This is a genomic window from Porphyromonas cangingivalis, assembly GCF_900638305.1.
Classification (GTDB): domain Bacteria; phylum Bacteroidota; class Bacteroidia; order Bacteroidales; family Porphyromonadaceae; genus Porphyromonas_A; species Porphyromonas_A cangingivalis.
In genome coordinates this window covers 156,324-176,466 of the sequence record NZ_LR134506.1, presented here as the reverse complement: position 1 = coordinate 176,466, position 20,143 = coordinate 156,324, and the positions used below count along the sequence as shown (strand labels likewise).

The following is a 20,143-nucleotide window of genomic DNA, read 5'->3' as shown; positions in this document are numbered from 1 at the left end:
CCTCACTTGAAGTTAGAGTCAATAAGTTCGTACTTAAAAGATGAGTGCCGAAGTCCCTAAAAGACAAGTATCGCACCCTCGAAGAATAGGATTGTATGACTTGATGACGAAGTTGATATGACTTGATTTAGGGATCAGGCTTGGATTGACGATCAGCTTATGTCTAACCCACGCAGCATTTGATATCCGTAGGTGAAACGCATCACAAGATATATAGCAGGCTTAGTAATTGTTGGTTACTTGTGTGTCTCATTCGCGATGGGACATATAAGTAGCATACAGCTATCTCCACATAGCTATGCCGTAGTAAAGGAGCTGAGAGACTCTCTACGTACAGAGGCCAAGAAAAAAGACTCTCTACTCATGGAAGTGCTCAAGAGAGACTCCATCACTCGCAGTGTCACCGACACTCTCCGCACCCCTGCAATCGATAGTCTCAGCAATATCTCGGACAGCATACCTCTCCCCAAAAACCTTCTGAATCCTACCCAAAGAGTACTTGGGGACACACTCTTGGCTTCACAAGACTCCACCAAGGGGATGAACCTTGATGCGCCTGTCAATTTCGAAAGCACAGACTCCATCGTGATCTATCCGGGAGAGAACTTCGTGCGGATGTTTGGCAAGGCTTCGGTGAAGTTCAAGCAACAAACCCTCCAGGGTGACTATATGCACATGAAGACGGACAGTGGTACGGTGTATTCGACCTATATAGACTATCCGGACTCTCTCAAAAAGGAAAAAATCTATGCAAAGATCCAAGATGGAGAGCAGAACTATGAAGCGAAGTCCATCACATACAACTTCAACTCCCAGCGTGGATACATCACCGATGTGATCACAAAGCAAGGAGAAGGCTACATCACAGCAGGGAAGACAAAGAGAATGGAGAATGAGGATATGTTCATGGAGGGAGGGAAATACTCTACCTGTGACAACCACTCTCACCCACACTTCTACATCGCCTTGACAAAGGCGAAGGTACGCCCTGAGAAGAACTTGGTGTCCGGCCCGATCTACTTGGTCTTTGCCGACGTGCCCATTCCTTTTATCTTCCTACCCTTTGCATTCTTCCCATTTACCCAGTCTCAGACCTCGGGGATCATACCTCCGAAGTATGGAGATGAGCTCGACAGAGGGTTTTATCTCCGTGACGGTGGCTACTACTTCTCGATCAACGACTATGTAGACCTCCAACTCACCGGTGACATATACACCAAGGGCTCTTGGGGACTAAATGCTCAATCGACTTACAACAAGCGATACGCCTTCAGGGGTGGCTTCAATGCGAGCTACCTTGTCACCGTAAGAGGAGACAAAGCGGCAGGCGACTATGCAAAGTCTACGGACTTCCGTATCGCTTGGAACCATAGTCAAGACCCGAAGGCCAACCCCTATCGCACCTTGTCTGCAAATGTAAACTTCTCCACAAGTTCGTACAACCACAACAATCTCAACGGACTGTACAATCAGGCTATTCTCGGCGAAAACACAAAGAGTTCGAGTGTCGCCTTCACTCAGCGTTTCCCCAACAGTCCCTTCTCGATCTCAGGCTCTATCGACATCACACAGAGGAGCCGTGACAGTGCAATAGCGATCACGGCACCAAACCTCTCGATCTCCATGAGTCGTATCTTCCCTTTCAAGCGGAAAAAAGTGGTGGGGAAAGAGCGTTGGTACGAAAAGATCTCGGTGTCTTACTCGGGACAGCTACGTAACTTCATCGACACAAAGGAAAATAAGATATTGAAGTCCAACCTTATCAAAGATTGGCGCAATGGCTTCAACCACTCTATCCCCATCAGTGCGAGCTTCGACCTATTCAACTACTTCAAGATCAGCCCTTCGTTCAACTACACCGAGCGGTGGTACACATCGAAGATCGAGCAGGCGTATGATGCAGCTCAGGGCAAAGTGGTGCCTACGGATACAATCTACGGCTTCAACCGTGTGTATGACTACAACACGTCATTGAGCCTTTCGACCACGGTCTACGGTTTTTGGCAACCACTTCCTTTCATCCCGTTCTTAGGTAAGTGGGTAAGCATGATCCGTCACCGTATCGACCCATCTATCTCTCTGTCTTATCGTCCGGACTTCGGCGATCCATCTTACGGTTATTGGAGAAGGTTGAGCTACATCACCCCGAAGGGTGAGGTCGTCGACAAGCCTTACTCCCCTTACCAGCATCAGCTTTTTGGTGTACCGGGGCAGGGTAAGAGCGGAAGTGTGTCCTTCTCTGTCAATAACAATATCGAAGCAAAGATCAGAGACTCCAAAGACTCTACGGCGTTCAAGAAGATCAGTCTCATCGACGGTCTGTCGCTCTCTACGAGCTACAACATGGCTGCCGACTCATTCCAGTGGAGCGACCTGTCGGCATCATTACGCTTGCGTCTCTCTCAGACATTCACGCTGGCACTCAGTGGAGGCTTTGACTTGTACACGATGGACTACTACGAGCGAGATGGACAGATTGTCCCCTACAGAGTGAATAAGCTCAGAGCTCTCAATGGCAGAGGATTGGGTAGGCTACGTTCGACCGGAGCATCGTTCTCATACAATTTCACGCCACAGACCTTTGACAAACTCATCTCTCTATTCACCGGACGAAAGGAAGAGGGCACTGAAGGATCATCGGGTACAAATGGTAATTCGAGAGGAAGTAGCACGGGGGGCTCAGGTATGATGGATGACAACTCGTTCTCTTCCGGCTCATCGTCAGGATCGGGAGGTGGTGGAGGTTCTCTCTTTGGAGAACAGGATCATTCTCTGGGCGAATACGACAATGATGGCTATCTGAAAAACAGTATGAATTGGAGCTTGGGCTTCAACTACAGTATGTCATTGGCACAAGACTTCTCAAAGTTTGACACACGGACCAAGGAGTACAAGTACAAGTTGAACCACGACTTGAGTTTCAATGGGCAGTTCTCTCCGACGAAAAACTGGAACTTCAACTTCTCGGCGAACTATAACTTCGAGCTCAAGAAGATCACCAACATGACTTGCAACATCACCAGAGACCTTCACTGCTGGAGCATGACCGCGAGCTTCATCCCTCTCGGCCCCTTCAAGTCGTACAACTTCTCCATTGCTGTCAAGTCGTCCCTACTTCAAGACCTCAAGTATAGACAAAGTAATACACCTAGATACAATACTACCGAAAGGTGGTACTAACCCACACACCTTATATCACAACGATCCAATGATCACAACACCTAAAAAGCGGATTCTCATCGTCTTTGACACAGTGCAGGAGGGATTCGAAGAGCTTTATGAGCGTTATGACGTTGTACGCCCCGAGCCTGGTAAATCCTTTACCCAAGAAGAATTGGAAGCTCTTGGAGGAGACTTTGATGTCATCGCCACCGAATTCAGCATACCTGTAACCAAGGATTACATCGACAGATATCCACACTTGAAAATGATTGCAAACTATGCCGTGGGGTACAACAACATAGACATTGCATATGCACACAGCAAAGGTATTGCAGTATCTAATACCCCCAAGAGCGTGGTGATGCCTACAGCCGAACTCACCCTCGCCCTACTCCTCAGTTGTACTCGTAGGGTAGCTGAGTGGGACAGGACGATGCGTCGTCACCGCAGCAGTGCCAAGTCCGGTCTCGATGCAGGCATGGGCGTAGATCTGTGTGGCAAGACCGTCGGAATCATCGGTTATGGCAATATCGGCAAGGCAGCAGGACGTCTCTATCAAGCCTTCGGGATGAAAGTACTCTACTACAAGCGACACAGACTAAGTGCCGAAGAAGAGCAACAACTCGGTGTCACTTACGCTTCGCTCGATGAGATATACAGTGAAAGCGATGTCATCTCACTACACACACCATACAACCCCGACTCCCACCACCTCATCAATGCCGAATCTATAAGTAAGATGAAGCCAAATGCCATCATCATCAATGTGGCCAGAGGTGCAGTGGTCGATGAGGCAGCACTTGTCGAAGCTCTACGTACCAAAAGGATAGCAGGAGCCGGTCTCGATGTATTCGAGCACAACGACAATCCTCTCCCTGAACTATATGACCTCGAAAATGTCTCCATGACTCCACACGTAGGCACTCAGACCTATGATTCGAGAGTGAAGATGGCACGTGAGCTATCGGACAACATCATAGGCTTCCTCGAAGGGGGACGCTCCGTGAGTCTTGTATCCTAAAGCAAGAGGAGCATCAGTGATAAAGAAGATAATCCCATCATTCGTTTTACCACACCACTTTTTATGAAGTCATCCAAACTAACCGTTGATATCACTTATATCGTCATCGGTGCATTCTTGCAGGCCTTTGCGTACTCAGTCTTCATCGCCCCGGCCAACATCGTACCGGGCGGTATTTATGGTACGACGATCGTCCTCAACCACATCACCAAAGGTTTGTTTTCATTCGCCCCCGATGGGTTGCCGATAGGTATCACGGCCTTGTTCTTCAATGTCCCCCTACTCTTTCTGGCTATTCGGAAGTTAGGACTCTCCTCCGGGCCCAAGACTGTCCTCACCTTCGTGCTCATCTCTGTCTTCACCGACCTTATAAGGTTTCTCTTCGGCGAAGCACCACCCGTAGCCGACGACAAGTTTTTGCTCGCTTTCTACGGAGGAGGGATCCTTGGCTTGGGGGTGATGTGTGTCTTCAAAGCCGGCAGCACCAGTGCCGGGACAGACGTATTGGCGAGAGTACTTGCCAAAGGTACGAACATCAAAGTCAGCACCATGATCATGACCATTGACTCCATCGTCGTCCTCTTCGGTCTGTTGGCATTTAAGGACTGGAGTGTCCCCTTGTACTCTTGGTTGACAATCTTCATATACAGTAAGGTGGTAGACATCCTTCAACCCGAAAACCCCAACAAGGCAGTGTTCATCGTCTCCCCTCAAAAAGAAAGTATCAGAGAACTCATCATCAACAAACTCGATATGGGGGGAACCTTCCTGCATGGTCAAGGGATGTACAACGGCGAAAAGCGTGACATCATCTTCACCATCACGGACAGGCGGAAGATCAATATGTTGAAAAAAGGGGTAAGAGAAATTGACCCCAACGCATTCATCTCCTCCATGGATGCCTCCAAAGACGTAACCCCTACACCATAAGCCCATCAAGAAAGAGCGACCTCATCCAAGGTCGCTCTTTCTTTTCATATTACAGAACACTCACAAGGAGTTAGCAAAAACAACAAGAGAAATCGAAACTCTTGGCACTACGAAATATTGTAATTCAGAGGAAAGAGACCGAATATATCCCTCTAAATCTTTTGTATATAGATTATTCCGAGTAATTTTGAGGTGTATTTTGCATCGAAAGATTTGAGAAGGCATAGATGAGTAGCGGTTCAAATAAAACACCTCGTTGGAGACAACTTATTCAGGACAATAAGTTGTTTCTGTCGAACTTGTCTTACATCGGTGTCTTTCAAATCTTGGTGCTTGTCCTGCCACTCATCTCCTACCCTTACCTCATCAGGGTCATCGGAGCAGATCTATACGGACGAGTCGCTTATGCTCAGGCCGCTGTGGCTTTTGCAATCATCCTGATCAATTTTGGTCTCAACATCATGGCCACAAAGGAGGTCTCTGTCCACCGGGATGAGCCTGCACTTCTGGACAAGATTGTAACTAAAGTCTACAGCATCAAGACTGCGTTCTTTGCCTTGTCGATGTTGCTCTATACCCTCAGCATATTTTATTTTGAGACGTTTGCAACGAATAGGCTTCTCTTTCTCCTCTCATTCGGATATTGTCTCCCCGAATGGTTGTTGCCAATATGGTACTTCCAAGGGATCGAGAAGATGAAGTACATGACCCTCATCGACTCAATATCCAAGATATTCTTCACCGTCCTCATCTTCTTTGTCATCACACTACCGGATCACTATCTCCGCATACCTATGATACAGACAGGCGGAACAATGATAGGAGCTTGTGTGGGCTTCTTGCTCTTGTTCAAAAAAGAGGGGCGACGACTCGTTCGGGTCAAGATCTCTGAGGTCATTGCATTTATAAAAGAGGCCATGCCATTCTTCCTCTCCAGAGTGTCCGCAGTCACGATCAGCCAGCTCTCCACCCTCTTTGTGGGTAAATATCTGGGATACGTAGAGGTCGCTTGGCTGGATCTCGCTCGTAAGATCGTCAATCTGCTGATGATCCCCGGGGTCTCGATCAACTCTGCCATCTATCCTCGCATAGCACATTCTCAGAGCAAAAAACTTGCTCGTAGTGGACTATGGGTCCAAGGCGGAATGGGACTACTCATCTATGGGCTATTGTTTGTCTTCAGTCCTTGGGTCGTAAGGATATTGGGGGGGATGGAGATGTTGCCGGCAATTGACACGGTCAGATTTTATGGTCTTCTGATCCTCCTTTACCACATCAACTACTATATAGGGTCGCCGGTGATGATACCGTTCGGACTATCAAAGGCCTTCAATCTCAGCGTCATCTTCTCTCTGATTGTCTTTTTGGCGATGTATATTGGTTTGTATCTGACACAGAGTTTCAGCCTTGACCTGTTCATCGCAGCGACACTTGTCACAGAGATGTTCATCCTCTGCTACCGAGCGTTTTATTGTCACAAGCACAAAGTTTTCAAGTCATGAAAATGCGCAAATATTTACCGTTCTACAACAATGCAAAATCAGGTCCGTTGGCATGGTTGAGGGAGACCTTGTCCGAATACGGACGAAAGAAAAGCATCAAACGGCAAAATCGAGACCTCAAACGTTACCACCACGAGATACTCAAGGCGTTCACCGATGCGCTCAAAGAAATAGAGCTACCCTACTGGCTTGACTACGGCACACTGCTGGGGGTCATCAGAGACAATAGTTATGTCGAAAATGACATGGATCTCGACTTCGGGATGTACCTGCACGACTATACACCGAAGATCACCGAAGCTCTCGAGAGACATGGTTTCAAGAGAGAGTTCGATCGACTTGTCGATGGGGGGCAGGTCGGTAGAGAGACTGTTTACACCTACAAAGGGGTGCATACAGATATATTCTTCTATGATGTTCGAGACGGCAAGATGAGCACTTTGGTCGCCTTCCCCGAAGAGGGGATGGACTACGACATGATGGTTGAGAAGTACGGAGGGATGAGGGTGTACCGGACGACACATCCTTACATGAGCACCAAACCCTATCAGTACAAAGATCTATCTGTACACATCCCTGAGGATGAGCATACCTACCTTGTATCTTGCTATGGCGAAGGATACAAGATCAAAGACCCCGACTACGACTACATCACTTTCAAAGCCCCCAATAGAGAAGTCCTCAGCGATAAATTCTCTGTCATTGTCTACGACAAATAAAACGCCATGCTTGCCGACACTCGCCCTATTCTATCCGTCATTGTACCGGTCTACAACGTGGAGGATACCCTCTCAAAGTGTGTGGACAGCATCCTCGATCAGCCCTTTCGAGATCTGGAGCTCATCCTCGTGGATGATGGTTCGCCCGACAGGAGCGGAACGATGTGTGACGAGATAGCGTTCAGAGACAGCAGGGTCGTTGTGGTACATAAGGCCAATGGCGGTCTCAGCTCTGCACGAAACGCAGGTCTGGATATCGCACGAGGTCAATTTATTTCGTTCGTGGACAGTGACGACTGGGTGTCATCGGATTTTTATGTCGAGAATATCAACATATTGAGCCATGTCAAGAGCCTCGACATGATCCTGACTAATGTCCAAAAGATCTATGCGCACACTGAATCCTCGCCACTGAGGACTCTTCCCGAAGGGCAGTATGTCGGTAAAGAGGCTTGTGCAGAAGTAATTTTCTCTGCCTCTGTGGCGTCCCTATGTATGGCGATCTACCGCAGAAAAGTGTGGGAAGGGCTTCGATTTACGGAGGGTATTCTGTTCGAGGACTCGATCATCGCACCGGCCTTGGCTGATAGAATCAATGCACTTCATGTGTCTCCACATGGCATCTATTACTACCTCCAACGTGAAGGCTCCATAATGAACAGTCAATGGTCAGCAAAGAAAGTAAGAGACTACCTCGATGCGACGATCAAGGTACTCGAATACTTGTCGGAACACAATATATCAAACTACCTTTACCGGTACGCCGGAGCCCTCTTTTACAGTTTCAACAGATCGATCCTGGGTCAACTACAAAAAAAAGAACAGGAAGAGTACTTGATGCGTTTCGAAGCACTCTCCTGTCCATGGTGTTTGATCTTCAGAAGCAAATCTCTACCGCTGAAACATCGTATCTTCCTGTCGGTGACAAAGCTCTTAGGTGTAAGGCACACGAACAAGATACTGTCCCTACTACCGTCAAGGTCTCAGAGGTCTTGATCCTCAAGGCTTACGTTTGCTCCAGCATCAAAGTCTTTGTAGGCTGGTCACACACTTCCGATGGTCCGAAGTATTGTATCGGCCCGGGATAGAGATAACATGTATTCAAAGCCCACTCCTCTCTATGCTCCACAAAGGTACGGAAGGGCTTACCATCCAGCTTGACGAGAGCCTTTCGGATGACCGGCTTCATCTCACCGTGGCGTTTCTCCATGTTCATCATCATGGTTATGGGCACACCGCCGGGGATCCACTCTTCGTGTGGTCTGTGCGTATGTTGGACCGTACTCATATAGCCCGTCTTACCTCCTGCGATAAGCACCGATGCCGTGTACCCCAAAGTGTAGCAGTAATCAGCATCGAAGTTGGACGGCGCAGAAGAGCGACCCTCGTAACCAAAAAAGTGGGTCAACACCTTGTACTTCCCTGTATATTTGCCCATCTTCTTCCAAGTCTTGAGCTTCTTACCCACCATATCGGCAAGGAGTTGTTCGGTCTCTATGAGTGATACCTGGACATTGCCGTGTGGATCTCTGTCCAAGGTCAACTGCTGAGCCACACTCTTCGGAAGGGATGCATAGAACTGCCCATTTTCAGGAGATAGCTTGGAGATGATGTAGTCCCTCTTTGCAGACTTCTTCACCAATTCGAGATCATCCCCGTATCGACTCAGAAAATCATTGAGTTCCGTAATAAGTTTTTTCATCGCCGGCAAAAACTCTATGAGTCCCTCAGGGATCAAGACCGTACCGAAGTTCTCACCCTTATCGGCACGCTTCGCAACCACGTTGGCGATATAGTCCACGATCTCAGCCAAGGTCGTTTGCTTCTCTTTCACCTCCTCCGAGATGATGCAGATATTAGGCTGCACCTGCAACGCACACTCCAAAGCAATGTGTGACGCCGAACGCCCCATGAGCTTGATGAAGTGCCAATACTTACGAGCCGAATTACAGTCGCGCTGAATGTTCCCGATGACCTCGGAATACACCTTACAAGCCGTATCGAAGCCAAAAGAAGTCTCTATCTGATCGTTCTTCAAGTCACCATCGATCGTCTTCGGACAGCCTATGACTTGTACGCCTGCATCGATCGACTTGTAGTACTCTGCGAGCACACAGGCATTTGTATTTGAGTCATCCCCACCGATGATGACAAGAGCTTTGATATTGAGTTCTTTCAAGACCAAAAGCCCTTGGTCAAACTGTTCCTTGGTCTCCAACTTCGTACGCCCCGATCCAATGATGTCGAAGCCCCCTGTATTGCGATACTCATCGATGATATCCGCTGTCAACTCCTTATACCTATGCTGCACAAGCCCATCAGGTCCCATCAAGAAGCCATACAGCTTGCTCTCTGACGATATCTTCTTAATACCATCAAAAAGGCCGGCTATGACATTGTGACCACCCGGAGCTTGTCCTCCTGAGAGGATCACACCGACATTGATCGGGTCAGTGGTATCTGCCATCTCGGCAGCTTCGAACCTGACGATAGGCAAGCCGTAAGTATTCGGGAAGAGAGCCTTGATCTCCTCACAGTCGTCGACAGACACTGTCGTCTCGCCCTCTGCAATATGGATATGCCCATTGAATATCGAAGGCACCTTGGGCTCATAGTCTGCCCTCGCCCTTTGTAGGGGACTGATATTATCTATAATTCTTTCCATTCCTAAAATACCTGATAAATACAAGTGTGTAAAACTAAGAAGGCCTACGACGATCGTTGACCCTTACGAAAATGTAAGCCAATAGGACATTTACCGCCAAGATGGCAGAGCAAGAAGCCAAAAACAACCGCTTCCAGCCCTCTTCGATTACGAAGAAGCATCCCACAGCACCCAGTACAAACAAGACAAACAGCACCACAAGTACGGTCTTGAGTTTTCTCCAAAAGGTAGGTTTCATATCATTGTACGAGTATGTGATAAAAAAGAAAGACCTCCCCTTCATCCCTCATGTCGTTCAATGAGAGGGAGGAAGTAGGAGGTCTCTATGATTTTCTCGAAAAAAGGGAAGTGATACCTCTTTTTACTTTACTTCTCCCTCGACCACTTCAGGGAGGATGAAGTCCATGAAGCATAGTCCTGCGAGAGCAGTACCATATCTCTTTTCGACCGTGATACCTTCGGTGACGAAGTTGAGTTCACCCAAGAAATACTGAGAGTATGTCTTCTCATGCAAGTCGTTGATGACTCTGGTGAGACGAGCTTCCAACTCTTCGATACGATAGCGACCACTTACCTCACAGACGAGACCACCGACCTTCTCATCGAAGTTCTCATCCTTGTACATCCATCCATAGACGATACCAGCAGAGACAAACTCGTCTTGTGTACCGTGTGACACCGCCATGATGGTCTTCATCTCAGAGCCAAAAGGAGGCAAGTCGATATCGTCCATCGTAACCAAACGAGCTGTCGCAGGAAGGACAGACGAATACGTCATGATATTGAAGTCCGAGATCCCTGCATCATAAAGTGCCATGTGATATGACCCTGCATGGAGTTCGAGATCAGACTCTCCACTACCCTTGGTGATAAAAAAAGTATTTGGAATTAAGTTACCTACTATCTTGCTCATGCTCTATAAATTCTTGTTTAGATAAACTGGGGGTGAAACAAATGCTTATATCAATATGCAAAGATAATCATAAAAAATGAATTAAATAAATGTCGAGTTTTTCTGCCCGACGCCAGAACGTATTCTGACAAAGGACAGAAAGGATTCCGGCAGGAGACAGAACATATTCTGTCGCAGCGACAGACTGCTCCAATCTTCATGTACGCCGAAAGCAAATGCCCAAATCAAGCCAAAGGCAAGAGATACACAAAAAATGACTACTTTTGTATGTCTTGTCCCAGCATTTTTGATACCGTAAGGTGTGACAAAGACTTCCTGAACAAAAAATAAAATCACATACAAAATCAATGAACAATCCATTGTCGGCAATGCCGCCGGTAACCAAGAACCTCATTATCATTAATGTCATAGCCTATCTTGCGAGCTTGGCACTCCCAAGGATCGGCATAGACCTGCTCAACCTTGGTGGAATGCACTATTTCCAAGCAGAGACCTTCTCATTCTATCAGATGATCACATATATGTTCCTGCACAGCACACCGGGCTTCGGACATATATTCTTCAATATGTTTGCCCTCTTCATGTTCGGCGGACTACTCGAACAGGTATGGGGGGGCAAGAGATTTTTACTCTACTACCTCATCACAGGCATAGGTGCAGGTATCGTGCAACAAGTCGTATGGATGCTCACCACCGTACCCACACTGCCACCACAATACTACGATCTCCTGCTTACTATAGGAGCGAGTGGTGCGGTGTTTGGTATTCTCTTAGCCTTTGGGATGATGTTTCCCAATATGCCCCTGTACATCATGTTCATTCCCATCCCCGTCAAAGCAAAATACGCAGTGATCGGTTACGGTGTGATCGAACTCCTTGCCGGCATCGCAGGTAGAGCCGGAGACAATGTAGCACACTTCGCTCACCTCGGAGGGATGCTTTTCGGGCTCATCCTCATTTTGGCTTGGCGAAAGACCCACAGTCGTAGACGAATGTGAAGACACCCCTCGGAGCAGAGCGGACACAGGTGATGCTCAAGACTCTCTTGCCGATAGGTCTATTCGTGGCATATATCCTTCTGCAGTTCGGTGCGTGGGACGATGCCACACTGTGTCTTTATGGTGATTGGGAGAGCCTTAGGACTCACCCATGGAGTCTGATCACTTATGCCTTGGTACACTACTCACCGATCCACTTATCCCCCATACTCATACTGCTGTCGGTAATCATCCTACTGACGAAAGGGAAGGTCTCAGCCGGCATGTACTGGTTGATATTCTCATGTGGAGTGCTCTCAGGGGCACTGACATTCGTCATCATAGCCTCCCTGTCTGCATCGCCTACACTGGCAACCCTTAGTGGAGCTTCGGGGGGTACCACGGCACTGATGAGCTTCTGTATCATCCTTTTGTCACGCAGGGGCAGACGAGCCATGGCGATCGCTCTACTGGCTCTTATCATCATGACGGATCATCTGACTTTCTCCCTGCACAACACCCTTGGATTTTACAGTCACCTATCAGGATATACCTTGGGGATAATATTTGCGCTGATCATCATTCGGAGGTCAGATAAAAGTCGTAAATTAGTAGATTGTAAGGAAAGTGTCATCTCGAAAGCCAATAGTTCCGGCTACAACTCCCTTTCGGAGGAGGAGAAAAACATCATTCGGAACGAGGAGAAACACCTTGACTAACGCATAAACCAGCAAGAAATGCCTAAGTACAATATCTTTGCGAAGACCACATGGACCATCGAGTTGATCCTCGAGGTCATCCTCGTGTCCCTATACGGGGGGGCACTCCTGTCTCCGTATGTGTCTCCGCAGATCGTCTCTATACCGGCAGTACTCAACCTGGCGTTTCCGATCATCTTCTTATTCTTCGTGCTGATGACGGTGGTTTACCTGCTGCGAAGACGATGGAAGTACCTGATCATCCATGCCATCTTGCTGATCATCTCGATAAGCTATCTGAAGAGTTATTTCCCGATCACGCTGAAAGAAAACGAAGCTACGCAAGACCTCCGAGTCATGACATACAATGTGTCGGGATTTCTCCCCAATCGAGCCAACTCGCTCAGCGCAGAGAACATCATCCGAAACAGTGAGGCGAACATAGTCTGTCTCCAAGAGGCCATCCTCTCTCGTGATGAGGCAGAAAATGCACTGGCTTTTCGGAAAAAGTTCGGCAAGGTCTATCCTCATAGGGATGCCCACTTCGACTATAAGACACATAGTCAGGGGCTTGTCTTGCTTTCGAAGTATCCCATCGTGAAGAAGCACGTCATAGAGTACCCTTATAAGACAGATGGCAATGCTTCGGTAGCGTATCTGATCCGACTTCCAAACGACAAAAAACTCCTTTTGGTGAATAACCACATGGAATCATACAGACTCACTAAAAAAGAGAAAGATAGCTATACCAATGTGACAAAGGAAAACTTCTTCAAGCGCATACCAAGCCTCGTACGAGAGCTCTATGGACGACTTGGGAAACCTCTGTCCAAACGTGCTCAAGCGTCGAGGGAGGTACAAAAAGAAGTCAAACACCTCAAAGACACTTACAAGCCGGACTACACGATCATCACGGGGGATATGAATGACACCCCGATGTCTTACACTTACAGTAAGATGCGTAGTTCTCTGAGAGATGCTTACGAAGATAAAGGCATGGGCATAGGGATATCGTACAATGAGCCTCTGTTTTACTTCCGCATAGACCACCTCTTCTACGACGAGCGAATGACTGTCTTGAGGGCTAAGTTACCACGCTACAAATGGAGTAGTGATCACAACCCCCTCATAGTGGACTTTGCACTACCTAATCAGTAACCATATCAAACGATTTTTATCATAACGAAGTTTTTATGAACGTTTCGAACCTTTTAGCCCGTACCATTACGGGTATTGTCTACATCGCCGTCATTCTGTCGGGCATACTTCTTGATTCTGTGATGCTCATAGGAGCTGTCTTTGCTGTCTTTGCAGGTCAGGCCAACTTCGAACTCCAAAGCATCGTGGGCATCAACCGCAAACGACTCATGCTCAAGATCGTGCACGCACTCATGACGATGCTTCTCTTCTATGTGATCTTCACCAGCTCGATACAGGGCGTGGCCTATCGGGAGTTTCTCATCCTGCTTCTTCCATATCTGGCATATTATCTGTTTTACCTGACTGCGGAGCTGTATCGAGAGCGAAGCAGACCGATATATGAAGTGGGGTTGGCCTTCTTCAGCCACATATACATCGCCGTACCTCTCGGTATGCTGATGCTCCTTTGTGTCGACAAAGGCACGATAATGGATCTCGAAGGAAATGTCTCAGGGATGCAACGAACCTTCTGGCTGCTCCCGATCTTCGTCTTTGTTTGGCTCAACGACACAGGGGCATTTTTGGTAGGTTCGAAGTTTGGCAAGCACAAACTCTTCGAACGCATTTCGCCCAAGAAGACAATCGAAGGTTTTGTGGGTGGCATCGTCTTCACCCTACTTGGCTCTTTGGCGTTCTACTACATCTTCCCTGCGGTTACTACGATCTACAACTGGCTCATACTCGCAGCTCTTGTAGGGGTCTTTGCGACTTGGGGTGATCTCTTTGAGTCGTTCATCAAGAGGACGTATGGAGTCAAAGACTCAGGCAACATCCTTCCCGGACATGGAGGAGTACTTGACCGTATCGACAGCATCCTCTTTGCAGCCATACCGGCATTTATGTTCATCGAAATCATCGTCTATTTGAAATAAAGTCCGCTCGCTCCGAACCAAAGCCAAGGCCTGTCTCTAAAGTCGCTTAGGCTGTCCGACAGTAGAAGCAATATGCATACACGACTTTCTCCAACGAGAACAAAACATTTACTCAAAATGACATCCATCAATCCTGATACGATAATCCTTGGCATCGAATCCTCTTGCGACGACACCTCAGCTGCCGTACTGAAGGGCGATGTACTCTTGTCCAACGTCATTGCAGGACAGAAGGTACACGAGGCCTATGGTGGTGTGGTACCTGAGCTTGCCAGCCGTGCTCACCTCCAAAACATCGTCCCCGTAGTGAGCGAAGCCCTCAGACAGGCAGGCGTGAAGCCCGAAGATCTCGGAGCCATCGCATTTACCAGAGGGCCGGGACTACTGGGTTCTCTCCTCGTCGGTACCACCTTTGCCAAGGGCCTTGCCTTGGGCTTGGGTATTCCTCTCGTAGATGTCAATCACCTGCAAGCTCATGTCTTGGCGCATTACATCCAAACACCGGCAGAGCGTGTAGATACTCCGGACTTCCCCTTCATCTGTCTCCTCGTATCAGGGGGCAACTCTCAGATCATCCTTGTTCGGTCGGCATTTGACATGGAGATCATCGGCAAGACCATCGATGATGCGGCCGGAGAAGCCTTCGACAAGTGTGCAAAGGTGATGGGTCTGGGTTATCCGGGAGGGCCGATCGTCAACAAGTTGGCACTCCAAGGCAACCCCGAAGCCTTTAAGTTTGCCAAACCCCAAATCCCGGGCTTCGATTACAGTTTCAGTGGACTGAAGACGTCTTTCCTCTATACCCTCAGAGACGAGTTGGCAAAAGATCCTGACTTCATCGTCAAAAATAAAGAAGACCTCTGTGCTTCGCTCCAAAAGACCATCATCGATATACTGATGAATAAGCTTGAGAAGGCGACAAAAGCATACGGTATCACTCAAGTGGCACTTGCCGGTGGGGTCTCTGCAAATTCGGGTCTCAGAGATGCTTTCATTGACTATGGCAAACGTACAGGGCACAAGGTCTTCATCCCCCCATTTGCATACACGACCGACAATGCCGCCATGGTAGCTATGGCAGGGATATTTGCATTTGCTGAGGGACACCGATGCAGCATCGACGCCGCCCCCTACTCTCGTGTACAGATCTAAAGCGTAACTCCATAACGATGTCCGACTACCTCAGAACGACCATACACAACACCGCCCAAGCCATCGGAGAACAGCTGCAGTTCATGCAAGCGACAATATCGACTGCAGAGAGCTGTACGGGAGGGATGCTGGCATCGTCACTGTGTGCAGTAGCCGGAGCATCGGGCTGGTTCGACACAGGCATCATAGCATACACCTACGAGAGCAAACAAAAGCATCTGGGCATAGCTCCGGACATACTGAATCAAGGGCTCGTCACACAGGCGACGGCAGAGGCAATGGCGACAAACATCTGCAAAATCAGCGAGACAAGCTATGCCCTATCGACCACGGGCGTGTGTGGTCCTTCCGAAAGCGAGGGATATCCACCGTGTCATGTATGGATTGCGATCGTCACCCCCTCAGGCATACAAAGCAGACTCATCAAATCTGAGGATCGAGGTCGAGAAGAAAACATCCTCACAGTGACATTAGCGGCACTTGAACTTCTGCTCCAACACCTCACCAACCCTCCGTCATGATGATAGATCTCAAGACAGCGTTGTCGCATTACTTCGGTCACGATGAGTTCCGCCCACTGCAAGAGGAAATCATCCGTACCGCGCTGACCGGAAGAGACCAGCTCGCAGTCCTTCCTACCGGCGCAGGCAAATCTCTATGCTATCAATTGCCGGCTCTCCTGCTGAATGGTTGTACCCTGGTGGTATCTCCCCTCATTGCCTTGATGAAGGATCAGATCATTGCCCTCGAAGAGCGTGGAATCCCCTCTGCCACACTCAACAGCACCCTTACTCCCAAAAGGAGAGACGAGGTCATCTCACATTTGCTCATGGGGCATCTCAAGTTGCTCTATGTCGCACCTGAGACCTTACTATCACCTTTGGGGCAAGACTTGCTCCAACGTGCGACCATCTCCATGGTCGCCGTCGACGAGGCGCATTGTATCTCTCAGTGGGGGCACGACTTCCGACCCGAATATTCTCAGTTGGGGATCATCAAAGAGCTTCATCCTCATATCCCGATGATAGCACTCACAGCGACAGCGGATGAGGCAACCCGTCAGGACATTGTCACAAAACTTAAACTCTCTTCACCCAAGCTCATTATCGGTGACTTCGACCGCCCGAATCTTTATCTCGAAGTTCGCAGAGGATACAAAAAGGTAGACAAACTCATCGCCATCAAGCAATACATCAATGACCACGATAACTCTTGCGGTATCATCTATTGCAACAAGAGGAGCGAGACCGAATCCCTTGCAAAGGAATTAAACAAGATGGGGATCAAGGCACTCCCTTATCATGCCACGATGTCGGTCAAAGACAGAGAGGTCGTGCACCGAGCATTTTCGTCAGGACAGGTCGAGGCGATCTGTGCGACCATTGCTTTCGGTATGGGGATAGACAAGGCTGACATCAGGTGGGTCATCCACTACAATATGCCTAAAAATGTCGAGGGGTATTATCAGGAGATCGGACGAGCCGGCCGTGATGGTGCGCCGGCCGATACCCTCCTATTCTACTCTTACACAGACATCTTCGTGGTCGAGAAGTTGATCAGCGAGAGTGGACAGCATGACCTTGTTCGCCAAAAGATGGAATACATGAAGAGGTACTGTGAGGCGGACATCTGTCGCCGCAAGATCCTGCTCGGCTACTTCGGCTACCCAAGACATGAGAACTGCAACAACTGTGATGTCTGTCTCAATCCTTCGCCCAAGACCTTTGACGGTGTCATCATCGCCCAAAAAGCCATGAGTGCGATCATCCGCACCCACGAGCAGATCAACATCAACATGACCATTGACATCTTACGTGGCTCAAAGAAGTACGATCTCCTTGACCTGAAGTACCACCACCTCCCCACCTATGGTGTAGGACAAGACCTATCCAATCTTCAATGGAGAGAGTACATCTATCAAATGATACAAAACGGGCTCCTAAAGATGGACTATATGAATGGTTATACCCTCAAAGTAACTCCTCTCGGACACGAAGTCCTCAGAGGCAAAGCTCCCTTCCGCCTCATTCCCCTATCGATCAAGAAGTAATCTCAGCTCATATATATACAGTCATCCTTCAAAATTCGCTTGGAGAATAAATGTGACTGCGATAAAAGAATAGTCCCTTCCGAATTGGCACTCTATGATACCTAACGGAAGGGACTATTGTTTAGATTAGACCGTCTGTGTTAGAAACGGTAACTGATACTTGTGAGGAAGTTGCGTCCGGGCATATTGTAACCATCCTTCTCAAAGTAATGCTCATCAAAGAGATTATTGAGATAGATGCTGACACGGAAGCCCTTGAGGAAAGAATAGTGTGCCGAAGCATCGATGGTCATGAAACGAGGGTTCAAGATCTGATTGTTGGCAGCGATCTCCGGATGTTCAGCTTTCAATAGATCGGGAAGTTCGGGACGGATAGGAGTCTTGGTATTCCAATCCATTGTATTCCAGTTTGTGTCTATGGATGGTCCGGCATAACGGCCCTTCAAACCAAGTTCGAATGCTCTGTAGGTAAAGTCTGCTCCGAAGGTGATGTTTTGCTTACGTACGAGTAGCATTTGATCCCACTTGTCTTTCTTCCTTTCGTACATCTTGCTGTCCAACATAAGTGTTGCATTGAGATAGGTACGGAGAGAGAAACTGTAATCAACAAGACTACCGAAGTCATAAGAGAGCAAAAATTCAAGTCCTGATAGTCGAGCTTTGTCTCCGTTGGCGAAAGTCTTTACATTATCTTCTGCGGTAACGTTGTAAATCAAATCACGAATATTGGTATTGAAGTAGCTTGCATCAAAAGAAAGCCCTAAATCCCTGTTGTAGTAACCGACTCCACCGTCAATGGTAAATGAACGCTCGGGCTTTAGTTTCGGATTTCCTCGAGTCTTACCATAAGCATCCTCATACTCACCGGATTTCTTGTATGCATCAGGTGATAGGAAGCCTCCTCCTGCAGAAGCATGGAGTAGTAGTCCTGGAATCACTTCATATTTCACACCAAGATTTGGAGTTACATTCAAATAAGTTTCCTTCTTAGCTTCGTTCTTTAGAAGTGGATCTGCCTCCAAAAGGAAATTTATGTAGTCGAGACGAGCTCCCAATGATACATTAAGACGTTCTTCAAAAAAGCTTAGATTGCTTTGAGCAAAAGCTCCCATGCTTCTTGTTCCATAAGCCGGTTGGCTGGGTTTCTTAGGTTTGCCTGTAATTTTATCAAAACTTGAGTTCTCCTTGTCCAGACGCTGACCATCGAGCCCTACAGTAAACTTATGACCGGCAAAGTTTATATTGTCTTGCAAAAGGAAGCCCAATGTTCGCAAAGAGCTCTTATAAGTCGCAATGGCATCCGAGCTATTGTACTTATTGAAATAGCTGGCATGTTCTACATTATAGTAAGGGGTGAATTGTAATGCGTGTCTCCCTAAAGACCCAAGCACCTCAACAGAAGTGGAGTAGCGGTTGAGATCCTTTCCTGTAAGTTCGGCGGTATTCCAGTTATGACCACCCACGGGGGTGTTATTAGCACTAAAGAAGCTGTTGTAAAGGTTGAGAGACCACTCAGGAGAGAAATCGTAACCCAAACGGAGACGCCCCATCATGGATTTGTAGAGACTTCCCCGCTTCTCTACACCTTTTGTCTTTGGATCGAGGATGGTTTCTTCCAATTTGCTCTTGGATAGTAGAGAGTTATGCCCTGATAGGTAGTCTTTGCCTTGCGCATTGTATGAGAAGCCGGCATCGAAAGACAGACCTCCGACAATACCTCCTCCTAAAACTGCAGAAGCTCGAGCTGTAGAATAGCTGCCATAATTAAAGGAAACTCCTCCGGTCAACTGCTCTTTACTTTTACGAGTGATCAAGTTCACGACACCTCCCATCGCTCCGGTTCCATAAATAGCAGAGAATGGACCTTTGAGGACCTCTACTTGCTCTATGTCGCTGATACCCAAGGTTGAGACATTATCTGTGCCTGTGGGGATACCATTGGTGAGGAGGGTGACATAACCGCCATTAGGTTTGAGACCACGCATACCGATGGTACTCAAGAATCCCGGATACTGAACGATATCGACAGAGCTGTGCGTCTTAAGTAGTTCGCCGAGATTTAAGCTACCGCTACGTTCCAAGATTTTTCCTTGAAAAACCTCTACTTTACTTGGGATTTTTTTTAGAGGCACGATGGTACGAGTAGCATAGACTGTCACTGTACCGAGTTCTGTCGCAGAGAGGGAATCCTTTGGCATAGGTCCCATGGCCATAGCAGTAGCAGTTACTGCAGAGGCAAGTGAGAAAAGAATCGTTTTTTTCATCATAAAAATTACTTTGGT

17 protein-coding genes are annotated in these 20,143 nt (G+C 47.9%); 13 read left to right on the top strand and 4 right to left on the bottom strand.

Going from position 1 to position 20,143, the window contains the following annotated elements:
* The first annotated feature begins 258 nt into the window (after positions 1 to 258).
* The 6 genes from EL262_RS00730 to EL262_RS00705 all read left to right on the top strand — a co-directional run bounded on the left by EL262_RS00730 (position 259) and on the right by EL262_RS00705 (position 8,330).
* The gene (locus tag EL262_RS00730) at positions 259 to 3,180 is read left to right on the top strand and encodes a putative LPS assembly protein LptD (protein WP_231551996.1); all 2,922 of its coding nucleotides are present in this window, start codon (positions 259 to 261) and stop codon (positions 3,178 to 3,180) included.
* Positions 3,181 to 3,208: 28 nt separating this feature from the next.
* On the top strand, positions 3,209 to 4,183 hold the full coding sequence (locus tag EL262_RS00725) for an NAD(P)-dependent oxidoreductase (protein WP_025838938.1): 975 nt from the start codon (positions 3,209 to 3,211) through the stop codon (positions 4,181 to 4,183).
* Positions 4,184 to 4,246: 63 nt separating this feature from the next.
* Positions 4,247 to 5,113 carry a YitT family protein gene (locus EL262_RS00720; protein ID WP_025838939.1) on the top strand — a complete coding sequence of 289 codons (867 nt, stop codon included), beginning with the start codon at positions 4,247 to 4,249 and terminating at the stop codon, positions 5,111 to 5,113.
* 227 nt (positions 5,114 to 5,340) lie between these two features.
* On the top strand, positions 5,341 to 6,615 hold the full coding sequence (locus EL262_RS00715; RefSeq protein WP_078735769.1) for an oligosaccharide flippase family protein: 1,275 nt from the start codon (positions 5,341 to 5,343) through the stop codon (positions 6,613 to 6,615).
* A complete protein-coding gene (locus EL262_RS00710; protein WP_078735770.1) occupies positions 6,612 to 7,334 on the top strand; it encodes a LicD family protein in 723 nt (240 codons plus the stop codon). Before EL262_RS00715 ends, EL262_RS00710 begins: the two co-directional genes overlap by 4 nt.
* Positions 7,335 to 7,340: 6 nt before the next feature.
* Positions 7,341 to 8,330 (top strand): glycosyltransferase family 2 protein, encoded by a 990-nt coding sequence (locus EL262_RS00705; RefSeq protein ID WP_078735771.1) that lies wholly within the window; start codon positions 7,341 to 7,343, stop codon positions 8,328 to 8,330.
* 10 nt (positions 8,331 to 8,340) lie between these two features.
* Here EL262_RS00705 and EL262_RS00700 read toward each other — a convergent pair whose 3' ends face one another.
* The 3 genes from EL262_RS00700 to EL262_RS00690 form a co-directional block, all read right to left on the bottom strand.
* On the bottom strand, positions 8,341 to 9,999 hold the full coding sequence (locus EL262_RS00700; RefSeq protein WP_036853877.1) for a diphosphate--fructose-6-phosphate 1-phosphotransferase: 1,659 nt from the start codon (positions 9,997 to 9,999) through the stop codon (positions 8,341 to 8,343).
* Positions 10,000 to 10,033: 34 nt separating this feature from the next.
* Positions 10,034 to 10,237, bottom strand: coding sequence for a hypothetical protein (locus EL262_RS00695; protein WP_126464324.1), 204 nt, complete (start codon positions 10,235 to 10,237; stop codon positions 10,034 to 10,036).
* A gap of 123 nt (positions 10,238 to 10,360) precedes the next feature.
* Complete coding sequence (locus EL262_RS00690; protein WP_036848683.1) at positions 10,361 to 10,912, bottom strand: pyruvoyl-dependent arginine decarboxylase; 552 nt, start codon at positions 10,910 to 10,912, stop codon at positions 10,361 to 10,363.
* 347 nt (positions 10,913 to 11,259) lie between these two features.
* On the opposite strand from EL262_RS00690, the gene EL262_RS00685 reads away from it, so the two are divergent.
* The 7 genes from EL262_RS00685 to EL262_RS00655 all read left to right on the top strand — a co-directional run bounded on the left by EL262_RS00685 (position 11,260) and on the right by EL262_RS00655 (position 17,861).
* Positions 11,260 to 11,910, top strand: coding sequence for a rhomboid family intramembrane serine protease (locus EL262_RS00685; RefSeq protein WP_078735772.1), 651 nt, complete (start codon positions 11,260 to 11,262; stop codon positions 11,908 to 11,910).
* Positions 11,907 to 12,608, top strand: coding sequence for a rhomboid family intramembrane serine protease (locus tag EL262_RS00680; protein ID WP_025838955.1), 702 nt, complete (start codon positions 11,907 to 11,909; stop codon positions 12,606 to 12,608). Before EL262_RS00685 ends, EL262_RS00680 begins: the two co-directional genes overlap by 4 nt.
* A gap of 18 nt (positions 12,609 to 12,626) precedes the next feature.
* Entirely contained in the window at positions 12,627 to 13,745 is a 1,119-nt protein-coding gene (locus EL262_RS00675; RefSeq protein WP_025838958.1) for an endonuclease/exonuclease/phosphatase family protein, read from the top strand.
* A 35-nt stretch (positions 13,746 to 13,780) separates the two neighbouring features.
* Positions 13,781 to 14,659 (top strand): phosphatidate cytidylyltransferase, encoded by an 879-nt coding sequence (locus EL262_RS00670; RefSeq protein WP_025838960.1) that lies wholly within the window; start codon positions 13,781 to 13,783, stop codon positions 14,657 to 14,659.
* Positions 14,660 to 14,785: 126 nt separating this feature from the next.
* Entirely contained in the window at positions 14,786 to 15,811 is a 1,026-nt protein-coding gene (tsaD, locus tag EL262_RS00665) for a tRNA (adenosine(37)-N6)-threonylcarbamoyltransferase complex transferase subunit TsaD (protein WP_025838962.1), read from the top strand.
* The gene (locus tag EL262_RS00660) at positions 15,769 to 16,332 is read left to right on the top strand and encodes a CinA family protein (RefSeq protein ID WP_078735774.1); all 564 of its coding nucleotides are present in this window, start codon (positions 15,769 to 15,771) and stop codon (positions 16,330 to 16,332) included. Before tsaD ends, EL262_RS00660 begins: the two co-directional genes overlap by 43 nt.
* Entirely contained in the window at positions 16,329 to 17,861 is a 1,533-nt protein-coding gene (locus EL262_RS00655) for a RecQ family ATP-dependent DNA helicase (RefSeq protein WP_234983425.1), read from the top strand. Before EL262_RS00660 ends, EL262_RS00655 begins: the two co-directional genes overlap by 4 nt.
* A 140-nt stretch (positions 17,862 to 18,001) precedes the next feature.
* Here EL262_RS00655 and EL262_RS00650 read toward each other — a convergent pair whose 3' ends face one another.
* A complete protein-coding gene (locus tag EL262_RS00650; RefSeq protein ID WP_078735775.1) occupies positions 18,002 to 20,128 on the bottom strand; it encodes a TonB-dependent receptor domain-containing protein in 2,127 nt (708 codons plus the stop codon).
* Positions 20,129 to 20,143: the final 15 nt, after the last annotated feature.

Coding starts and splice junctions, on each gene's coding strand:
- EL262_RS00725 (WP_025838938.1), top strand. CDS start 3,209: ATGATCACAACACCTAAAAAGCGGATTCTCATCGTCTTTGACACAGTG.
- EL262_RS00670 (WP_025838960.1), top strand. CDS start 13,781: ATGAACGTTTCGAACCTTTTAGCCCGTACCATTACGGGTATTGTCTAC.
- EL262_RS00660 (WP_078735774.1), top strand. CDS start 15,769: ATGCAGCATCGACGCCGCCCCCTACTCTCGTGTACAGATCTAAAGCGT.
- EL262_RS00720 (WP_025838939.1), top strand. CDS start 4,247: ATGAAGTCATCCAAACTAACCGTTGATATCACTTATATCGTCATCGGT.
- EL262_RS00690 (WP_036848683.1), bottom strand. CDS start 10,912: ATGAGCAAGATAGTAGGTAACTTAATTCCAAATACTTTTTTTATCACC.
- EL262_RS00675 (WP_025838958.1), top strand. CDS start 12,627: ATGCCTAAGTACAATATCTTTGCGAAGACCACATGGACCATCGAGTTG.
- EL262_RS00650 (WP_078735775.1), bottom strand. CDS start 20,128: ATGATGAAAAAAACGATTCTTTTCTCACTTGCCTCTGCAGTAACTGCT.
- EL262_RS00715 (WP_078735769.1), top strand. CDS start 5,341: ATGAGTAGCGGTTCAAATAAAACACCTCGTTGGAGACAACTTATTCAG.
- EL262_RS00730 (WP_231551996.1), top strand. CDS start 259: ATGGGACATATAAGTAGCATACAGCTATCTCCACATAGCTATGCCGTA.
- EL262_RS00705 (WP_078735771.1), top strand. CDS start 7,341: ATGCTTGCCGACACTCGCCCTATTCTATCCGTCATTGTACCGGTCTAC.
- EL262_RS00685 (WP_078735772.1), top strand. CDS start 11,260: ATGAACAATCCATTGTCGGCAATGCCGCCGGTAACCAAGAACCTCATT.
- EL262_RS00700 (WP_036853877.1), bottom strand. CDS start 9,999: ATGGAAAGAATTATAGATAATATCAGTCCCCTACAAAGGGCGAGGGCA.
- EL262_RS00695 (WP_126464324.1), bottom strand. CDS start 10,237: ATGAAACCTACCTTTTGGAGAAAACTCAAGACCGTACTTGTGGTGCTG.
- EL262_RS00655 (WP_234983425.1), top strand. CDS start 16,329: ATGATGATAGATCTCAAGACAGCGTTGTCGCATTACTTCGGTCACGAT.
- EL262_RS00710 (WP_078735770.1), top strand. CDS start 6,612: ATGAAAATGCGCAAATATTTACCGTTCTACAACAATGCAAAATCAGGT.